The sequence below is a fragment of the Streptomyces sp. DH-12 genome, assembly GCF_002899455.1.
In the GTDB taxonomy this organism is placed as follows: Bacteria; Actinomycetota; Actinomycetes; order Streptomycetales; family Streptomycetaceae; genus Streptomyces.
Window position 1 is genome coordinate 7,168,004 of the sequence record NZ_PPFB01000001.1, and the last position, 17,554, is coordinate 7,185,557.

Below are 17,554 nucleotides of genomic sequence, written 5' to 3' on the forward strand. Positions count from 1 at the left end.
GGTAGAAAGCGGAGGGTCTCCGGTCAAGGCCTGCCATCGATCTGGCTGCAAACAACCGCTAGTTCGGGGCCCGGCGAGCGCCTGAACGCGGATCCGAAAGTTTCGAAAGGGGAATGGAAAGTTTTTCTGTCGTGAGGGTTGACGCGTACTCAGCAACCCCCAATCATCTGTCTGGCAACACGACCGCAGTTCGACATGTCGAACCACCTGTCTTGTGCGGACATGCCGCACCGCAGAGCCGCGCACAGCTGCACGACGGATCCACGTACCGCAGGCAGCTCCTGCGGGTTCCCCCGGACCCGCGCTGTCGGCCGGGCGGTCCGTCACACCTACCTTGGAGGCACAGCAATGGGCTCCTATGCCCTCCCCAGAGCCGCCCTCCGGCGGAAGTTCCGCGTTCTGCTCCCCACGCTGCTCGTCGGCGCCCTCGGTGCGGTCGGCGCACTGGCCGCACCGCCGCCGGCCGCCCAGGCCGCGGAATCGACCCTCGGCGCCGCCGCGGCGCAGAGCGGCCGTTACTTCGGCGTGGCCATCGCCGCGAACCGGCTGAGCGACTCGACGTACGCGTCCATCGCGGCCCGTGAGTTCAACTCGGTGACGGCCGAGAACGAGATGAAGATCGACGCCACCCAGCCGCAGCGGGGCCAGTTCAACTTCACCAACGCCGACCGCGTCTACAACTGGGCGGTGCAGAACGGCAAGGAGGTCCGCGGCCACACGCTGGCCTGGCACTCCCAGCAGCCCGGCTGGATGCAGAGCCTCAGCGGCAGCGCGCTGCGCCAGGCGATGATCGACCACATCAAGGGCGTGATGGCCCACTACAAAGGCAAGATCGCGCAGTGGGACGTGGTGAACGAGGCCTTCGCGGACGGCAGTTCGGGAGCCCGACGCGACTCCAACCTGGAGCGCACCGGCAGCGACTGGATCGAGGTCGCCTTCCGCACCGCGCGGGCCGCCGACCCGTCCGCCAAGCTCTGCTACAACGACTACAACGTCGAGAACTGGACCTGGGCCAAGACCCAGGCCATGTACCGCATGGTGAAGGACTTCAAGCAGCGCGGCGTGCCGATCGACTGCGTCGGCTTCCAGTCGCACTTCAACAGCGGCAGCCCCTACAACAGCAACTTCCGCACCACCCTGCAGGAGTTCGCCGCGCTCGGGGTCGACGTGGCCGTCACCGAGCTCGACATCCAGGGTGCCTCGCCGACGACCTACGCCGCCGTGGTCAACGACTGCCTGGCGGTCTCCCGCTGCCTCGGCGTCACCGTCTGGGGCGTCCGCGACAGCGACTCCTGGCGCCCGGAGCACACGCCGCTGCTGTTCAACAACGACGGCAGCAAGAAGCAGGCGTACAACGCGGTGCTGAACGCCCTCAACGGGGGCGACGGCGGCAACCCGGACCCGGACCCGGAGCCCGGTGACGGCACCTCCATCAAGGGCGTCGGCTCGGGCCGCTGCCTGGACGTGCCCAACGCCAGCACCACCGACGGCACGCAGGTCCAGCTCTACGACTGCAACAACCGCACCAACCAGCAGTGGACGCTGACCAGCTCCGGTGAGCTCAGGGTCTACGGCAACAAGTGCCTGGACGCCGCCGGCACCGGCAACGGCGCCAAGGTCCAGATCTACAGCTGCTGGGGCGGCGACAACCAGAAGTGGCGCCTGAACTCCGACGGCACCATCGTCGGCGTCCAGTCCGGCCGCTGCCTCGACGCCGTCGGCGCCGGCACCGCCAACGGCACCCAGATCCAGCTCTACTCCTGCTCGAACGGCAGCAACCAGCGCTGGACCCGCGCCTGACACGTCCTGCGCGAGGGCACCCCTGATGCGCGCGAGGGCCGCCGCCGTCGAGGCGGCGGCCCTCACCGACCGGACCGCCGTGCCGGAGCGAGCGGTGCCCGGCAGCCCGAAGGGAACACGTTTTCCGTGCGCGTGTACGACAACCCGGTGATCAGCGGGTTCCACCCCGATCCGAGCGTGTGCCGGGTCGGTGACGACTACTACCTGGTGTGCTCCAGCTTCGAGTACGTTCCCGGGCTGCCGCTCTTCCACAGCCGGGACCTCGTGCACTGGGAGCAGATCGGCAACGTGCTGGACCGTCCCGCACAACTGCCGCTGCCCCTCCCCGGCACCAAGGCGTCCGGGGGCCTCTACGCCCCCACGCTCCGCCATCACGACGGCCGTTACTGGGTGATCAACACCAACATCGACGGCGGCGGAAACTTCGTCGTCACGGCCGAGCGGCCCGAGGGGCCGTGGAGCGACCCGGTGTGGATCGACCTGGAAGGGATCGACCCCGACCTGGCGTGGGAGGAGGACGGCACCTGCTGGTGCGCCTTCTCCGGCCCCGCAGGAGGCATCAACATGGCCAGGATCGACCCCGCCGGGGGAAAGGTGCTGGAGGGGCCCTTCGCCACCTGGTCCGGCAGCGGCCTGAAGTTCCCCGAGGCACCGCACCTGTACCGCATCGGCGACTGGTGGTACCTGCTCATCGCGGAGGGCGGCACGGAACGCGGCCACGCCGTGTCCGTGGCCCGCAGCCGCTCGCCGCGCGGCCCCTGGGAGGGCGCACCCGGCAACCCCCTGCTGTCCCACAGCGGCACCGCCCGCCCGATCCAGAACACCGGCCACGCCGACCTGGTGCAGGCCCCCGACGGCAGCTGGTGGACGGTGCTGCTCGGCGTCCGCCCGCGCGGCTTCACACCCGACGTGCACGTCCTCGGCCGTGAGACGTTCCTGACCCCCGTGGAGTGGGACGGGGACGGCTGGCCCGTCGTCGCGCCCGTCCCCGAACGGCACTCCGCGCCGGGCGGCGTCTGGCACCCCGTCCCGGCCCCGCCCGCCCGCGACGACTTCGACGGGCCGGCTCTCGCACCGCACTGGATCTCGCCGTTCACCCGCCCGGAGGGCTCCTGGTCGCTCACCGAGCGCCCCGGCCACCTGGTCCTGCACGCGACCGGCCCCACCCTCGACCGCCCCGGCTACACCTTCGTCGGCCGCCGCCAGCAGCACCACGACTGCCGCGTCACCGCCCTGACCGACCCGGGCACGGGACGCGGCGGCCTGTGCGTGCGCCTGGACGAGGCCCACCACTACGAGATCGAGGCCGGGGGCGGGGAGGTCCGCGTCGTCGCCCGGATCGGGCCACTGCGCCAGACCGTGGCCCAGCGCTCCGTCCCGGCCGGGCCGCTGCCCCTCACCGTCACGGTCCGGACGGCCGGCCTCGTGCCCGCGTCACCCGAACTCACCGACGGCGGGACCACGGGCCCCGACACCATCGCCTTCCATCTCGGCGGTCCCGACGCCCCGGGCGCCCGGCCGCTCGCCGAACTGGACGGGCGCTACCTGTCCACCGAGGTCGCCTGCGGCTTCACCGGCCGCGTCATCGGCATGTACGCCACCGAGGGCACGGTCGCCTTCGACTGGTTCGAGTACGTCCCCGCCCCGGCGACCACCGGATGACGCGCGCGTGCGCGGCGTGTGCGTGCGAGCGGGACCCGCTTCACGAGGGGGCCCGTACGCGGCCGGTTCGACCCCGGCCGAGGCGCCTCCCGGTCCCCGGAGTCCCCTCGGTCCGTTGGGCTGCTGACTTCGGCTTGTCAGGGTGAGGCTGGTTCGTCGAGGGCCGGGCCGGTGCCGGCTATGAAGCCGTCGAGGGTGCCGGACCGGCACTGCAGGCGCTTGAGCCGGTTGCGCACGAGGGCTTCGAGCCGGCCCAGGGCGACGACGACGAGGTTGGCCAGACTGCGTTTGACGTACGCCCACCCCCTCTCGGCCGGGTCCAGGTCCGGTGAGTACGCGGGCAGCAGGAACACCCTCAGCCACTCACGCTCGGCGACCGGATCCTGCATCGTGCGGGAGACGCGGGTGTTCAGCCGGCCCCGGACCAGCACGACCGGTGCCTTGGCGAGCTGGTGGACGCCGTCGATCAATGCGATGAAGTCCCGCTCACCCCTGCTGCGGCGCGTGTTCTTGCCCGCTCGGTGGGTGCGCAGGCGGTGACACGGCCGGATGCGGGAACCGGGCCGCATCGCGATCAGCCCGGCCACCGACAGGCGTCCCGGGCGGCGCCCGCTGACGGTCACGACCAGGGGTGTCCGCGCCGTCTCCTGGGGGCGCCCCCCGGCGGAGCCTGGGGGAGTGCGTCCTTTGGGCGGCCGGCGGGTGAACCCGGCTCCGTCCTCGCGGCGGAGGCAGTCCCCGCAGGCCGCCCGGGCTCTTTCACCTCCGCCAGGCCGCCTCCTTCCACGCGGTGACGGCCTGCTCGTCGCGTCCGGCGACTCGCCGAGCGCGCCCCCGCGGTCCGCCGCCGGAGGGAATCCGAACGTTCAAGGCTCCAAGATCATCCCGTGGCCCCTTCCGGGCTTACCTCGGTGATCCCCCTCCGGGGCGACACCGGCGAGACGTACGGCTACGAGAACGCCGCGTTCTCCACTCGTGACCAGCAGCACGGCCTCGTGCTCGCGTACCGCCCGACGACCACCCGCGACGGCGCAGAGGCCCGGGTACGCCATGTCATCCCCCGTAAGGACACGTGCCGCTCCGCCGCGGGGGCCGGGCTGCTACGGCAGCCCGGCCCCCGTCCCCCGGTTTCCCCGTTCCCCCGTTGTTCTCCTACGGATCTAGCTCATGGAGTCCGAGGCACAGCGGGACCCGCTGTCCCACGGGTACTTCTTGCCCAGGCAGACGTACACACGGACCGTCCCGCTGCCCGCCCCGTTGGACTCCCAGGAAATGGGCTCCCCGCCGGAGGCGGAGGTGTCGTCCACTGCGAGCGGACCGTAGCGGCCGTTCGCGTCCACGACGTATGCGCGGGCCGCGGCGCCGTCGGCCTGGTGGTCCTGTACGTAGTTGTAGTAGCCGTCGTCGAAGTAGGCGTGTCCGCTGCTGGGCTTGCACACGGTCGCCCGCACGGTGCCGCCGGACAGCCCGTGGGAGTTGGCCACGGTGGCGCGCACCGTCTCGCAGCGGACGGCGGCGTGGGCCTGGGCCGGCAGCGCGAGACCGAGGGCGAACAGGGCCGTGGTCACTCCGGTCAGCGAGGCAGTGGCCCGCCAGGTGCCTCTTGCCATCGTTCGAGTCCTTTTCATCGGTTTTCCCGGTGGCCGGTGATGGTGATGGTGATGGTGCGGGTGCGGGTGCCGGTGCCCGCAGGTCAGGCGGCCCAGCTGCCGGTGGACTTCGCGTCCGAGCGGAACTCGAAGGCGAACAGGGCGCCGTCCCGCACGTTCCTCGCGATGACGTTCCACTGCCCGGCGCGGGCGAGGGTGTAGTTCGCCTGGCACTCCAGGCGGCCGTCGGTCTCGAAGCAGACCTTCACGTAGCGGTTCGTGTTGGGCTTGATGTTGATGTCGGCACACGCGCTTGAGGTGCTGAACACATCGCCCGCCGGGAGCCAGTACGTTCCGGCCGGCTTGAGGTAGCTGTTCGCGCCGCCGTAGCAGGAAGCCGACGCGGTGTCGTGTGCCTGGGCCGCCGGAGCGAGGCCGAGGGCGCCGCCCGCGAGCACGGCCGATATCGCGGTCGCGGCGATGCGCTGACGCATGGGCATGAGGTGTCCCCCTGGGATCGACGAGTCGGGTGGGTGGGTGCTCCGGCCGGGGCAGCACCGAGCCTGCCGGGACGGGCCGGACGGGGACAAGAGCCGTCGCTGTCCCGGACAGCTCACTGACTGTCCGGCCTGGTCAGCGCCTTGTCCGGGTCCTGTCCGGATCATGAGGACCGTGGCGGGAAACGGGATTGTGCGGCCGATCGAGCAGGGCCGACGATGTGCGGCATGGAGATCAGAGGGGAATCGGGTCCCCAACAGGCGTCTGACACCGCCGAGTTCATTGCCGCCATGCGGGAGCTCAAGGAACGGGCGGGGCTGACGTACCGTCAGTTGGAGGAGCGCGCCACCGAGCACGGCGAGGTGTTGCCGCGCAGCACCCTGGCCGATGTGCTGCGCGGCCGGACCCTGCCGCGTCCGGAACTGCTGGCCGCCTTCGTGCGAGCCTGCGGGGACGGCGAGCGGGCGGCGCAGTGGCTGGCGGCCCGGGACAGCCTCGCCCGAGGGGGGACCGCCGAGGAGAGAGGCGCGGATTCGAAGCGGGGCGTCCGCCTCGGTGCGCGGGTGTTCGGGGTTCCCGTCCTACCGGCGTCGGTGGCCCTGGTGGCGCTCCTGGCCGCGATCGTCTGGGCTCTGGTCCCCTCCCGGGACGACGGCGGCTCGAAGGGCGCCGGGGGCGGGGGCCTCGCCGCGGCCGACGCGCGGCCCCCGTTGCCCCAGGGCCGTGTGCAGATCCGTCCGGCCCTGACGGACGGCCTCTGTCTGACGGATGGTCACAGCAGCCGGTACGAGTCACTGGTCGCCGTGCAACGGCCGTGCGACGAGGTCGCGCCCCAGGAGACGACGCTGGTTCCGCTCGGCGGGAACACCTTCCGGATCCGCTGGTACCACCCCGACCACGGCCCCGGCTGTCTGAAGGCCCTGGCCGGGGGGCCGGGTTCCGGGCTGCTGGAGCCGTGGGACGACTGCGGGAAGACGACCCCGTTCCGGATCGCGCCGGCCGGGCCGGACGAAAGCCGACGGTACTCGCTGCGTATCGACGGCCGGGGCTGCGTGGCCATCAGAGACGCGGACACCTCGGAGGGGGCCGAGGCCGTGGTGGAGCCGTGCCGGCCGAAGGACAGCCAGGTCTTCGTCATCCGGTCGGCGCCGTGAGCTTGAGGGGCAGCCCCGCCGTTCGGATACGGCCCTCTGCCGCGCCGACTGGACGTTCGCACCGGATCCGCCCCCGCCATGGGCGCGTTGATGGCGCGCGAAAGCACCGGCCAGAGCGTGGACGACTCCTACGAGCCGTGGCGTGACCTGACCACCGGCATCCGCGCGCTGCGTCTGACCGTCTACGACATCACCGACCGACTGCGCTCTGTGGTGGCCCGACGACCGTCCTGGCCCCGCCGGCGCCGGGATCACCCAAGTGCGGCGCTGCTCGCCTCGGCGCTGACCTGTCGCAGAGAAGCGGAACGACCGCCGGGCCGGCGCACCGGTCAGGCGCCGGCCCGGCGGTCCGCTGCCGTCGAGGTCCGTTCCGGGGACTTGCCCGCCCTCCCTGCCCTCTCTGGCCGCTCACTCCTGTCGCAGGGCCTGGCGCATCCAGTGGAGGCGGTCCAGGGAGCGACGGCGCATCCACAGGACCCAGGCGCACAGCGCGACCATGCCGACCGCGAAGAAAAGGGGGAAGATCAGGGACCCGCTGACGGCCCCCAGGACGAACAGGCCGACCGCGGCGAGGCCCATGGCGCCGAGCCAGTACGGCAGCCACTTGCCCGCCCGTTCCATCTGGCCGAGCTGCTCGGCGACCAGCCGTCGCACGGCCGCCCGCTCCTCGGGGGCCTGCGGCACCTCACGGTGGCGAATCCTCCGGTTCAGATCGGCGAGTCCGCCCGCGTCGGTGCCCACGGCTCGGGCGGCCCTGCGGCGCTGTACGGCCAGGACCGCGACGGCGATCCCGGTGTAGAGAGCGCTGTGGAGCACCCAGACAGCTGGATGCTCGTCCCTGCGGATCAGGGCCATAACGCCCAGGCCCAGCAGGAACACCAGGATCGCCTGCGCGGTCAGACTGCGGTCGAGTAAGCGCTTGAGCGAGAGCACAGCGCGGACCTCCTCGAAGGGGGAGTCGGGACATCCTTGTCACGCTCCGGATACCCCGTGTCCTCCCCCTCATCGGGGCCGCGCGCAGCCGGGCTCACCCGCCGGGGCGTGCACGCTCGGCTGCGTGATACTCCGGGCCGCCGCGCCTGTGCCGCCCGGCAGTGCGGCGCACATGGCCGCAGCCGACACCCTGCACATCCTGCGCCTCGAGGGAGGAGGTGCCCGCCCGGCTCGGGTGGACGTGGAAGCCGCGCGCGGTGAGGCCCGGCCGGCCTGGTGTGTCCGACGTGGCGGCCGGGTTCGCTGGGGACACGGGGGTGGACGCTGGCCGGTACCGGCATCCGGTGCGCTGCCTCCGCCTGAACCGCTCCGGGTTCGATGGAGGCTCCATGCGTCGACTCCAGCTGCCGGTTGGGGCTGGCGTTGAGCGTAGTGGTCGGTCTCATATTCGTGGGATGGGAGGTCTCCGATTGCGGTGCGGGGGCGCTGGTTCGTTGAACCAGTCGACCCGTCCCGCGGTGCCGAGTTCCACGTCGGCCGAGCCGTGCCAGGGCCCGCGGGGCTTGATCAGCTCGGTTCCGCAGGGGCCGATCCGGGATTCCATGAGCGCGTTGTCCGGGGCGTCGCCGACGGTGCCGATCGAGGCGTCGATGCCGGCCTCGAGCAGGTGAGCGGTGAACGCGAAAGACGTGTACTGGCTGCCCGCGTCCGAGTGATGAACGAGCCCGGGACCTGCCGGGGGGTGCCTCTATGTCCTTCGTCAAGCGATCCGTGGGGTTCCGGGTTCGTAGAAGGTTCCGTCGCGGAGCATGGCGAACAGGACGCTGATGCGGTGGCGGGTGAGGCGGAGGAGGGCCTGGGCGTGGGTTTCGCCTCTGGCTCGGCAGCGGTCGTAGCAGGTGCGGGAGGCGGGGTCGTGGGGAGCTGCGAACGCGGAGAGGAACATCGCGCGTTTGAGCTGCCGATTCCCGCCCCCGGGGCGTGTTCGCAGTGGATCGAGGTCCCCGACGGCTTGGTGGTCGGCGCGAGGCCGGCGTAGGAGGCCAGGTGGGCGGTGCTCGGGAAGGAGCTGCCGTCGCCGACGGTGACCAGGAGGACTGCGGCGGTCCTGACGCCGACGCCGGGCATCGACGTCAGGACCTCGGCAAGAGGGCGGGCCTCCAGCAGGCTCTCGATCTGATCCTCGAGGGCCCTGCGTTGTTCATGGACGGTGGCCAGCGACTTGGCGAGCGGGGGCACGATCACATCGAGCGTGGTCGTACCGGGAACGACGACGGTCTGTTCGTCGAGGGCGGTGAAAGATGTCATCGACGAGCCGCTGGACCATGCGCGGGCTCCGGGCCGGACGACTTCGACCAGTTCGCGGCGGCCGGCCTTGCGCGGAGCGTCCGGAGATCCGTAGCACTCGAGGAGCCAGGTGACCGCGGGATGGTCCAGGCGGGGGCCCAGGACCCGTTCGAGGCTGGGGTGGAACTGGGTGAGCAGGCCGCGGATGCGGTTGGACGTGCGGTTGGCCTCGTCGGCGAGGTCCTGGTCGAAGCCGACCAGCATGGTGAGTTCGGCGGTGACCTCGTCGGCGAGCTCGACAGAGCGCAGGGTGCGGGGCATGGTGCGGGCGACGTCCGCGGGCACCGCCGCATCGCGGGCGTCGGTCTTGGCCTCGCCGGGGTAGAGGTCGGAGATCCGCCGCATGGCCAGTCCGGGCAGGTGGGCGACCTGGCAGCCCGCGTCGCGGGCGACGGTCAGCGAGAGGGCGCCGATGGAAGCGGGTTGGTCCACGACCACCAGGACGGTGCTGAACTCGGCGCGGAGCTTGCCGAAGGCGGCTCTCAGTCGGGGCTCACCGCTCAGGAGCGGCTTGTCGAAGACCTTCTTCCCTGCCGAAGTGAGGCCGTGGCCGTGGTGCGTGCTCTTGCCGACGTCCAAGCCGAGGAAGACGCCCACCTGATCAATGTCGATCACCGTGCCCCCACATGCGTCGATGCCGTGCCGGCCTCGCGGTCGGGCCGTTCGCGCGCATCCACGTGGTGCAGACCTGCCGCCCACGAGCTGCCCGGCATTGCGCCGGGCCGGGCGGTGGCCGGACCTCCGATCAGCGTCTCCGACGGCATCCCTCGGACCCGGTGACACCACCCCCCAGGTCATCCGATCGACAGGGGGCAACAGTCATGCCGGGCCCGGAGGCCAGCGGCCCTCCTGCAGGGCCGCGAGGAAGATGACGGGGCCGGCTGCTGCCAGGGGCGCGGGGAGTCCCTCGGGTGAAGCGGGGGTTAAAGGGGGAATCAACGTGCTGGGTTTCCCTGCCGGATCCGGGGGAGATTCCACCTTTTCCCCCACTTAAACAGAGGGGTTCACCTGGGCATGCGCGGCCCGGCGGACGTAGCATCGAACCGAAGCGTTACAGCGGTATTTCCGCGCGGACAACTGAACCCTGAGCGGCAGGCACGAATCAGGTGCCCCATAGGGTGGAGCGGCGATCCGCCAGGCGCGCGGAAATAGGACCGAACGAGGTCCATTTGACGCCTGCGCGCGGTGGTCCGCGCAGCGAGAGTGAGGTGGGTTCCATGGACACACTGGTCATGGCGATTCCCACGGTCGAGGACGGGGTCGCGGCGTGGCATATCGCCCGCGAATCCCGGGTACTCGACGTGAATTCCTCCTACAGTTACCTGCTGTGGTTCAGGGATTTCGCCCGTACGTCCGTGGTGGCCTCGGATTCCGGTGACGTGCCGGTCGGATTCGTCACCGGATTCCGCCGGCCCGAACAGCCCGACACCCTCGTCGTCTGGCAGATCGCCGTGGACCGGGGGCAGCGCGGACGCGGCACGGCCAGTGCCATGCTGGACCATCTCACCGCCCGGCTGGCGGCGGACGGCGCCCTGCGGCACCTGGAGACGACCGTCAGTCCTGACAATGCCGCGTCCCACCGGCTGTTCCGGTCCTTCGCCCAACGGCACGCGGCACCGCTCGAAAGGGACCTCCTGTTTCCGGCGGAACTCTTCCCCGACACGCATGAAGCCGAGTTCCTGTACCGCATCGGTCCGCTGCGCCGGTGAACGGTGAACCGCGCCCTCGAAAGGACCGAGAATTAAGTCCGTTCGTCCTCCGTGAGGAGCGAGCATCATGACGGCTGCCCAACCCGCCTCCGACGTGTTCGGGAGGCTCGAGTCCGAGGTCCGCAGTTACTGCCGGGGCTGGCCCGCTGTTTTCGACCGGGCCAACGGCAGCAGGCTGTACGACGAGAACGATCGGCCTTATCTGGACTTCTTCTCCGGTGCCGGAGCGTTGAACTACGGGCATAACAACCCGGTGCTGAAGCGCGCGCTTCTCGACTACATCGAACGTGACGGTGTCACCCACGCCCTCGACATGTCGACGGCCGCCAAGCGCACGTTCCTGGTCACCTTCCAGGACGCCGTGCTGGCACCGCGCGAACTGCCCTACAAGGTGATGTTCCCGGGGCCCGCCGGCACCAACGCCGTGGAGGCCGCCCTGAAACTGGCCCGCAAGGTGAAGGGCAGGGAAGCCGTCATCTTCTTCACCAACGCCTTCCACGGCATGTCACTGGGCTCCCTCGCCGTCACCGGCAACGCCTTCAAGCGGGCGGGCGCGGGCGTCCCACTGGTGCATGCCGTCCCCATGCCCTACGACGAGCGGCCGGACGGCCGGGAACCGGACTTCCTCTGGTTTGATCGGCTGCTGGCCGGCGAGGGCTCCGGCCTGGACACCCCGGCGGCCGTGATCGTGGAAACCGTGCAGGGCGAAGGCGGGATCAACGTGGCCCGGGCCGAGTGGCTGCGCCGCCTCGCCGAATTGTGCCGGCGCCGGGACATGCTGCTGATCGTCGACGACATCCAGATGGGGTGCGGCCGCACCGGCGCGTTCTTCTCCTTCGAGGAGTCCGGCATCACCCCGGACATCGTGACGCTCTCGAAATCCGTCAGCGGATACGGACTCCCGATGGCGCTGACCCTGTTCCGTCCCGAGCTGGACATCTGGCAGCCCGGCGAGCACAACGGCACGTTCCGCGGCTTCAACCCGGCTTTCGTCACCGCCACCGCCGCGCTGGAGGAGTACTGGCGCGACGGCCGGCTGGAGAAGCAGACCCTGGCCCGCGCAGCGCAGCTCGAGCAGGCGCTGCGGACCGTCGCCGCCGACGGACCGGCCCCCGCGCCCGACGTGCGTGGCCGTGGGCTCGCGTGGGGCATGGAGTTCGCCGATCCGTCCCGTGCCACCGCCGTGTGCGCCCGTGCCTTCGAACTGGGCCTGTTGCTGGAGACGTCCGGCCCGGAGGACGAAGTCGTCAAGCTGTTCCCGCCGTTGACCATCAGCGACGAGGAACTGGAGGAAGGGCTCGCGCTGTTCGCCCGCGCGGTGCGGGAGACCGAGCGCCCGCCGGGACCCTCCGGCCGCTGAACGCACGAGCGCGCCGGCGGTCGTGCGAGCGAGCATCCACACTGCGGAAGAAAGGTGGGAGACCATCATGATCGTCCGTTCCTCCAAGGAGGTCGAAGGCACCGACCGGCACGTCACGAGCGCGTCCGGCGCCTGGGAGAGCAAGCGGCTCGTCCTGGCCAGGGAGCGGGTCGGTTTCTCCCTGCACGAGACGACGCTCTACGCCGGTACGGAGACGATGATGTGGTACGCCCACCACGTCGAGGCCGTGTTCTGCGTCGAGGGCGAGGCCGAACTGACCGACGAGGGGACCGGCGAGAAACACTGGATCGTGCCGGGAACGATGTACCTCCTGGACGGCCACGAGCGGCACACCCTGCGGCCCAAGACCGACTTCCGCTGCGTGTGCGTCTTCAACCCGCCCCTGACCGGTCTGGAGGATCACGACGAGAACGGCGTCTACCCTCCCCCGGAGCCGGATGCCTGGAGGGACCCCACCTGACGGAATCCGAGAGCGACGAAGCGTGAGGACGACCATGACGACGCTGTACAACCACCGCAGGACCACCGACCTGTATCCGACCCGCGGCCCGGCCGAGGCGATGCTGCCGCGTCGGGACCCCGTGGTGTGGTCCCCGTCCGACACGCCGGGGCCCTTGGGGCGAGCCGGACTGCGGGACTTCGAGCACACCGGTTTCACGACCGTGGACGCGCTGCTGGACCCGGACGAAGTGGCCCTCTACCGGGCCGAGTTGGACCGACTGATCCGGGACCCGGCGGTCCGCGCCGACGAGCGTGCCTTCATCGAGCCCGCGTCGCAGGACATCCGCTCGGTGTTCGAAGTGCACCGGATCAGCGAGGTGTTCGCCTCGCTCGTGCGCGACGAGCGCGTGGTGGGAGCGGCCCGCCAGATCCTCGGCTCGGACGTGTACGTCCACCAGTCCCGCATCAACGTGAAACCCGGCTTCGGGGCGAGCGGCTTCTACTGGCACTCGGACTTCGAGACCTGGCACGCGGAGGACGGTCTGCCGCGCATGCGGGCCGTGTCGGTGTCGATCGCGCTCACCGACAACCACGTCACCAACGGAAGCCTGATGATCATCCCCGGCTCGCACAAGACCTTTCTGGGCTGCGCGGGGGAGACGCCGAAGGACAACTACAAGATGTCACTGAGGAAGCAGGAGGCGGGAACGCCGTCGAACGAGGCGATCACCGCGCTGTCCGAACCGAACGGCATCCGGTTGATCACGGGCCGGGCCGGCTCCGCGACCTGGTTCGACTGCAACTGCATGCACGGCTCGGGCGACAACATCACGCCGTACCCGCGCAGCAACGTGTTCCTCGTGTTCAACAGCGTGGAGAACACCGCGGTGGAGCCCTTCGCGGCACCGGCACGGCGGCCCGCGTTCGTCGGAGCGCGGGACTTCGCACCGGTGAGGTGAGACCCGTGCGCGCCGGACGTCCGTGGGAACCCGCGGGACCGCTGCCGCGGACCACCGCGGAGGGGGGGGAAACGCCCCGCATCGCACCGGGGCAGCGGGGCCACGGCCCCGCCCCGGCCGCCGCGGTCGGCAGCACCGAGGAGCCGTACTCCCCGAGGCACGTGCCGGTGCCGCCCGGCATGAAAGGCCCGAACCGGTCGCGGGGCCCCCTGGCAGACGCCGGGCGGGGCGAAGGGCCCACGCCCGGTGGACCCGCGCCGGCCGGCGTGCTGTACGTGCCCGTCCGGCCGAAGGGCCGCTGCTACGTCACCTGCTTCTTCCGCACTCCCGGCGGGCACCGTACGGCCGTCGCCTTCACCTCCTCCGCACGGCTGCTGGCGACCCTCGGTCAGGGCCACCCCTGGATCAGGCTCTCCGCCACTGCGCTGCGTTCCCTCGCCGCACCTCTCGGGTGCACCGCGCTCACCATCGACCCGCAGGCGTCGGTCCCACCGGGCGGCGCTCGCCCCGAAACCCGTCCTGACACCGGTGAAGACCGGCCCGGGGCACCGCCGGACCGATGACGGTTTCCCTCGTCAGGGCGGTCACGGACACCGCCGCCGGGCCCGATCGACCTGGGAGGACCTCATGACCGACCGTGACGACCACACGTCCGCCCCCGCTTCCGGCATGCGTGCGGAGCACGACGACCACCGCACCCGGCCCGACACCGGCTGGCCGCAGCACACCGCGGCAGAGGACGATGCGTCGCCGGAGGAGGCCCCGGAGGCCGTCGAGGAGAAAGCCGCCGTGCGCCGGGCCGTCGACGACGGCACGAGCACCACCGCCCTCACCGGAGACGACGCGGAGGACAACGGCGCGCTCGCGCCCGAATTCCGGGAGCCCACGAACGACGACGGAGGCTGACGGCTCGGCGGCCTACGGTCCGGGCGAACGGGGCGTGGGCTCACCGGCCGTAGGCGTCCTCGCGGGGAAGGGGTCCGACATCGGCGTGGCGGCCGGGGCGGGCGGCGGCGTGACTTCCGGCTGCTGTACGGCGATCCGTGGTTCACGGTGCAGGGACTCCTGGGCCGTGCGGTCCCGTGGCCTCGGCCGGCAACTCGGCCGCACCGGCCGGACCGGCTCTGTTTCAGATCAGGTCATCCTGCGAGGAGGACGGGGGCGAGGAGGGCTCGGAGGGGTTCCCACAGGCCGGCCGGGGCGGCCAGGACGTCGCCGCTTCGGGGCCAGCTGCCGGGGACGGGGCCGGTCAGGTCACCGGCTGTTCCGCCGGCCTGCTGGACCAGAAGGATTCCCGCTGCGCAGTCCCAGGGTTGCAGCCCGGGTGCCCACAGGGCGTCCGCTCGGCCGGTGGCGACCTGGGCGAGGGCGGCTGCGGCGCTGCCCCCGCGGCGCAGATCGCGCACCTGGGGCAGGAGAGCGCTGACGGTGGGCCCGGCCATGGGGCGTTGGGCGGGCCGGCCGAAGTTGAGTTCCACCAGGGCACGGGTGAGGTCATTCTGTCCCAGGGGAGCGACCGGGGTGCCGTTCGCGGTGGTGCGGGTGCCGACCCGGGCCTCGGTCAGCAGTCCGAGGGCGGGCTCGATGACGACGCCGGCGAGCAGCCGGTCGCCGGCGGTGTCGGCCGCGGCCACGCTGACCGCCCAGTCCGGGCGCCCGTAGAGATAGTTGGTGGTCCCGTCGATCGGGTCGATGATCCACCGCACTCCACCGTGGCCCACGGTGGTGCCCTCTTCCTCGCCCCAGATCGTGTCGTGCGGCCGGTGTTCGCTCAGGACGGCGCGGACGGCGCGTTCGGTGTCCCGGTCGGCCTGGCTGACCAGATCGTCGGGTCCTGCCTTTTCCTCGACGAGGAGCCGGTGGGCCCGGCCGCGCCACGAGGCGGCGGTGCGGGCGCCGGCCCGAGCGGCGTCGCGAGCGAGGCCCAGCAGGTCATCGAGGTCCACCGGTGTCCTTTCGGACGGCGTCCCAGGTGGCCCGCCCGAGCACCGCGCGGGCGAGCGGGACGAAGAGGGCCGCTGCCAGGGAGCGCAGACGCCTGGGCAGCACGCCGATCGCGTCGAGGGATCGGCTGCTGAAGGTGAGATAGGCGGCCATCACGGACAGCCAGGGCAGCAGGGCCGCCGTCGGGCGTGGCTGCGCGGTGAGGACCAGAGCCAGGAACTGCAGGACGGCACCGGCGGCGACGACCAGCGGACGCCTGACCGCGAGGACGACCGCCGCCGTGGTCGTGACCGCACCCGATGCGGCCGCGACCAGGGCGTGAGTCGCCGAAGAAGGCAGGACGAGCAGGGAGCCGGTCACCGCCGCGGTGGTGCCCGCGACCACGAGTGCCAGGTTCCACGGGGCGGCCAGGGACGTGCGGGCACGCAGCGGCGTCCAGTCGGCCGGGGCGGCCTCGGTGAGACGTTCCGGCAGCCAGCGCACCAGCGCCAGGAGATGTTCCCGAGCCTGGTCGGCCCGCGCGGTCCACCTCAGCCTGCCCTCGTCCGAGGCGGCGAACGCCAGACTCTCCAGAACCCACCGGCTGGTGACGAACGCGACCCCGAACGCCCACAGCGCCACGGCCGCCGACACCGCCAGGGCCGGGCGCCGGCCCAGATCGACCGCGAGCGCCAGCCCGGTCATACCGCGTACGACGTAGCCTGCACCGACGACGATCCACAGGGCGATCACGGCAGGCCGGGCGGGCGGTGGGATCGTTCCGGTGCGGCCGGTGCCCTTTGCGCGCAGGGCCTCGTAGACGACGGCCACGCCCAGGACGGCCGCGGTCATCACCAGGAGCACTCCGGTCAGGCGCAGGCCCGGCAGCGCCAGGGCCAGGACCGCCACGGCCGCAAGGCGGACCAGGGCGATCGCGCAGCTGGCGCCGACGTGTGCGCGGGCGCGTTCGATCGGGCCGGGCAGGCGGCCGCGGTCCTGCTGGGCGGGGTGCTGCTGATCGGCGACGAACCCGCGGATGTCGTTCCACTGGTAGCGGGCGGGATAGACGAGCAGTTCCAGGGCTCCCCACACGATCAGGGCCCGCACCACCGCACTTCCCGTCACGTCCGCGCCCGCGGCCACGGCCAGGAGGAAGGTGAAGGGCATGAGCAGCCCTTTCACGGCGTCCTTGGGCCGCGGCATCACCAGGTACCCGAGCATCGAGCGCGGGTGCGACACGCGCTGCGGGGCCGAGGCGGAGCCGCTCCCGCTCCTGTCCCCGTCCTGCCCGCGCTGACTGATGCGCTTGTCGGGCCGGTCGGCCCGCTCCTGCCGGCGGGCCGACCGAGGCGGTGCTTCGAACGCGGACACGCCGATGTCGTGGGCCGCCTCTCTGCCGGTCACGTGGCCACCCGCACCGCGTCGCCGACGAGGTCCATGACCAGCTCCTCCCAGCTCTGCCGCACCCATGCGGCGCCGGCGTCCCGCAGGTGGCTGATCCTGCCGGGCCGTTCGCCCGCGGGCACGAACTGCACCAGCCCGGCGGTGGCGATGCCTGCCGCAACTGCGGAGGCCGCTCCGGTGACGGAGTCCTCCAGGGCGAGTGCCTGGTGCGGGGAGATACCGAGCTCGGTCAGCGCGAACCGGTAGACGGCCGGGTCCGGCTTGCTGGTCGGGACGGGCAGGCTGTCCTCCGCGCTGAAGCGGCGATCCGCCGGAAGCAGGTCGTCCAGGCCACTGGCCGTGGAGCAGGCGGCGAGCCGGGTCAGGGCGCTGGAGCTCACCATGGCCAGCCGGTAGTGGCTGCCGAGCGCCGACACGGCGGCCACCACGTCCGGCTGGGGTGTCAGGACCTGACCGAGGTAAGCCGTCACCTCGGTCTTCTCACGCTCCACCCACTCCTCCAGTTCAGCGGGGTCCAGGTGAACGCCCTGGCTGTCTGCGAGGTCCTGCGCGGTGGTGCGGAAGTTCTTGCCCGTGGTGGTGAGCCGTAGGTGCTCGGGGGAGAAGGTGCCCGTCAGGCCGAAGTGCCGGGCGAAGTCCTGGGTGACCGTAGCGGAGGCGATGAAAGCGGGCTCTTCGGAGGGAAACAGGGTGCCGTCCGCGTCAAGCAGCAGTGTGGTGATGCGGGTGAGGTCTGGGATGCTCATGGGGCTCC

At 71.5% G+C, this 17,554-nt stretch carries 15 protein-coding genes and 3 pseudogenes; 9 read left to right on the forward strand and 9 right to left on the reverse strand.

Going from position 1 to position 17,554, the window contains the following annotated elements:
• Positions 1-348: 348 nt before the first annotated feature.
• Positions 349-1,800: an endo-1,4-beta-xylanase gene (locus C1708_RS31675; RefSeq protein ID WP_106415906.1), complete on the forward strand. Its 1,452-nt coding sequence runs from the start codon at positions 349-351 to the stop codon at positions 1,798-1,800.
• Between the two features lie 126 nt (positions 1,801-1,926).
• Entirely contained in the window at positions 1,927-3,462 is a 1,536-nt protein-coding gene (locus C1708_RS31680; RefSeq protein ID WP_106415907.1) for a glycoside hydrolase family 43 protein, read from the forward strand.
• Positions 3,463-3,599: 137 nt separating this feature from the next.
• On the opposite strand, the pseudogene C1708_RS31685 reads toward C1708_RS31680, so the two are convergent.
• The 3 genes and pseudogenes from C1708_RS31685 to C1708_RS33835 form a co-directional block, all read right to left on the reverse strand.
• Positions 3,600-4,296: pseudogene (locus C1708_RS31685) on the reverse strand (transposase); the annotation flags it as partial.
• A 326-nt stretch (positions 4,297-4,622) separates the two neighbouring features.
• The gene (locus C1708_RS33830; RefSeq protein WP_133169096.1) at positions 4,623-5,072 is read right to left on the reverse strand and encodes a hypothetical protein; all 450 of its coding nucleotides are present in this window, start codon (positions 5,070-5,072) and stop codon (positions 4,623-4,625) included.
• Positions 5,073-5,155: 83 nt separating this feature from the next.
• Positions 5,156-5,551: a hypothetical protein gene (locus tag C1708_RS33835; RefSeq protein ID WP_133169097.1), complete on the reverse strand. Its 396-nt coding sequence runs from the start codon at positions 5,549-5,551 to the stop codon at positions 5,156-5,158.
• Positions 5,552-5,839: 288 nt separating this feature from the next.
• Here C1708_RS33835 and C1708_RS31700 point away from each other — a divergent pair, with 288 nt between their 5' ends.
• Entirely contained in the window at positions 5,840-6,703 is an 864-nt protein-coding gene (locus tag C1708_RS31700) for a helix-turn-helix domain-containing protein (protein ID WP_241911372.1), read from the forward strand.
• A gap of 408 nt (positions 6,704-7,111) precedes the next feature.
• On the opposite strand, the gene C1708_RS31705 is transcribed toward C1708_RS31700, so the two are convergent.
• The 3 genes and pseudogenes from C1708_RS31705 to C1708_RS31715 all read right to left on the reverse strand — a co-directional run bounded on the left by C1708_RS31705 (position 7,112) and on the right by C1708_RS31715 (position 9,598).
• Positions 7,112-7,636: a hypothetical protein gene (locus C1708_RS31705; protein ID WP_106415910.1), complete on the reverse strand. Its 525-nt coding sequence runs from the start codon at positions 7,634-7,636 to the stop codon at positions 7,112-7,114.
• Positions 7,637-8,129: 493 nt separating this feature from the next.
• Positions 8,130-8,363, reverse strand: a pseudogene (locus tag C1708_RS35395) (hypothetical protein); the annotation flags it as partial.
• Positions 8,364-8,396: 33 nt separating this feature from the next.
• A pseudogene (locus C1708_RS31715) lies at positions 8,397-9,598 on the reverse strand (IS110 family RNA-guided transposase).
• 602 nt (positions 9,599-10,200) lie between these two features.
• Here C1708_RS31715 and ectA point away from each other — a divergent pair.
• The 6 genes from ectA to C1708_RS31745 all read left to right on the forward strand — a co-directional run bounded on the left by ectA (position 10,201) and on the right by C1708_RS31745 (position 14,379).
• The gene (gene ectA, locus C1708_RS31720) at positions 10,201-10,692 is read left to right on the forward strand and encodes a diaminobutyrate acetyltransferase (RefSeq protein ID WP_106415912.1); all 492 of its coding nucleotides are present in this window, start codon (positions 10,201-10,203) and stop codon (positions 10,690-10,692) included.
• Between the two features lie 67 nt (positions 10,693-10,759).
• Positions 10,760-12,052 carry a diaminobutyrate--2-oxoglutarate transaminase gene (ectB, locus tag C1708_RS31725; protein WP_106415913.1) on the forward strand — a complete coding sequence of 431 codons (1,293 nt, stop codon included), beginning with the start codon at positions 10,760-10,762 and terminating at the stop codon, positions 12,050-12,052.
• A gap of 67 nt (positions 12,053-12,119) precedes the next feature.
• Positions 12,120-12,533 (forward strand): ectoine synthase, encoded by a 414-nt coding sequence (locus C1708_RS31730; RefSeq protein WP_106415914.1) that lies wholly within the window; start codon positions 12,120-12,122, stop codon positions 12,531-12,533.
• A 34-nt stretch (positions 12,534-12,567) separates the two neighbouring features.
• Complete coding sequence (thpD, locus tag C1708_RS31735; protein ID WP_106415915.1) at positions 12,568-13,473, forward strand: ectoine hydroxylase; 906 nt, start codon at positions 12,568-12,570, stop codon at positions 13,471-13,473.
• Positions 13,474-13,652: 179 nt separating this feature from the next.
• The gene (locus tag C1708_RS35910) at positions 13,653-14,036 is read left to right on the forward strand and encodes an SAV_915 family protein (RefSeq protein WP_342210931.1); all 384 of its coding nucleotides are present in this window, start codon (positions 13,653-13,655) and stop codon (positions 14,034-14,036) included.
• 64 nt (positions 14,037-14,100) lie between these two features.
• Positions 14,101-14,379 (forward strand): hypothetical protein, encoded by a 279-nt coding sequence (locus C1708_RS31745; protein WP_106415917.1) that lies wholly within the window; start codon positions 14,101-14,103, stop codon positions 14,377-14,379.
• 233 nt (positions 14,380-14,612) lie between these two features.
• On the opposite strand, the gene C1708_RS31750 is transcribed toward C1708_RS31745, so the two are convergent.
• Genes C1708_RS31750 through C1708_RS31755 form a run of 3 tightly spaced genes read right to left on the reverse strand, consistent with a single transcriptional unit; the run spans position 14,613 to position 17,546 of the window.
• A complete protein-coding gene (locus C1708_RS31750) occupies positions 14,613-15,419 on the reverse strand; it encodes an inositol monophosphatase family protein (protein WP_157951302.1) in 807 nt (268 codons plus the stop codon).
• Positions 15,406-16,800 (reverse strand): hypothetical protein, encoded by a 1,395-nt coding sequence (locus C1708_RS34105; protein WP_157951303.1) that lies wholly within the window; start codon positions 16,798-16,800, stop codon positions 15,406-15,408. Before C1708_RS34105 ends, C1708_RS31750 begins: the two co-directional genes overlap by 14 nt.
• Positions 16,797-17,546, reverse strand: coding sequence for an HAD family hydrolase (locus tag C1708_RS31755; RefSeq protein ID WP_106415919.1), 750 nt, complete (start codon positions 17,544-17,546; stop codon positions 16,797-16,799). The genes C1708_RS34105 and C1708_RS31755 overlap by 4 nt, the downstream gene beginning before the upstream one ends.
• Positions 17,547-17,554: the final 8 nt, after the last annotated feature.

Excerpts from the sequence above, each read along its gene's own strand:
- ectB (WP_106415913.1), top strand. The coding sequence starts at position 10,760 with ATGACGGCTGCCCAACCCGCCTCCGACGTGTTCGGGAGGCTCGAGTCC.
- C1708_RS35910 (WP_342210931.1), top strand. The coding sequence starts at position 13,653 with ATGAAAGGCCCGAACCGGTCGCGGGGCCCCCTGGCAGACGCCGGGCGG.
- C1708_RS31700 (WP_241911372.1), top strand. The coding sequence starts at position 5,840 with ATGCGGGAGCTCAAGGAACGGGCGGGGCTGACGTACCGTCAGTTGGAG.
- C1708_RS31730 (WP_106415914.1), top strand. The coding sequence starts at position 12,120 with ATGATCGTCCGTTCCTCCAAGGAGGTCGAAGGCACCGACCGGCACGTC.
- thpD (WP_106415915.1), top strand. The coding sequence starts at position 12,568 with ATGACGACGCTGTACAACCACCGCAGGACCACCGACCTGTATCCGACC.
- ectA (WP_106415912.1), top strand. The coding sequence starts at position 10,201 with ATGGACACACTGGTCATGGCGATTCCCACGGTCGAGGACGGGGTCGCG.
- C1708_RS31745 (WP_106415917.1), top strand. The coding sequence starts at position 14,101 with ATGACCGACCGTGACGACCACACGTCCGCCCCCGCTTCCGGCATGCGT.
- C1708_RS31675 (WP_106415906.1), top strand. The coding sequence starts at position 349 with ATGGGCTCCTATGCCCTCCCCAGAGCCGCCCTCCGGCGGAAGTTCCGC.
- C1708_RS33835 (WP_133169097.1), bottom strand. The coding sequence starts at position 5,551 with ATGCCCATGCGTCAGCGCATCGCCGCGACCGCGATATCGGCCGTGCTC.
- C1708_RS33830 (WP_133169096.1), bottom strand. The coding sequence starts at position 5,072 with ATGGCAAGAGGCACCTGGCGGGCCACTGCCTCGCTGACCGGAGTGACC.
- C1708_RS31755 (WP_106415919.1), bottom strand. The coding sequence starts at position 17,546 with ATGAGCATCCCAGACCTCACCCGCATCACCACACTGCTGCTTGACGCG.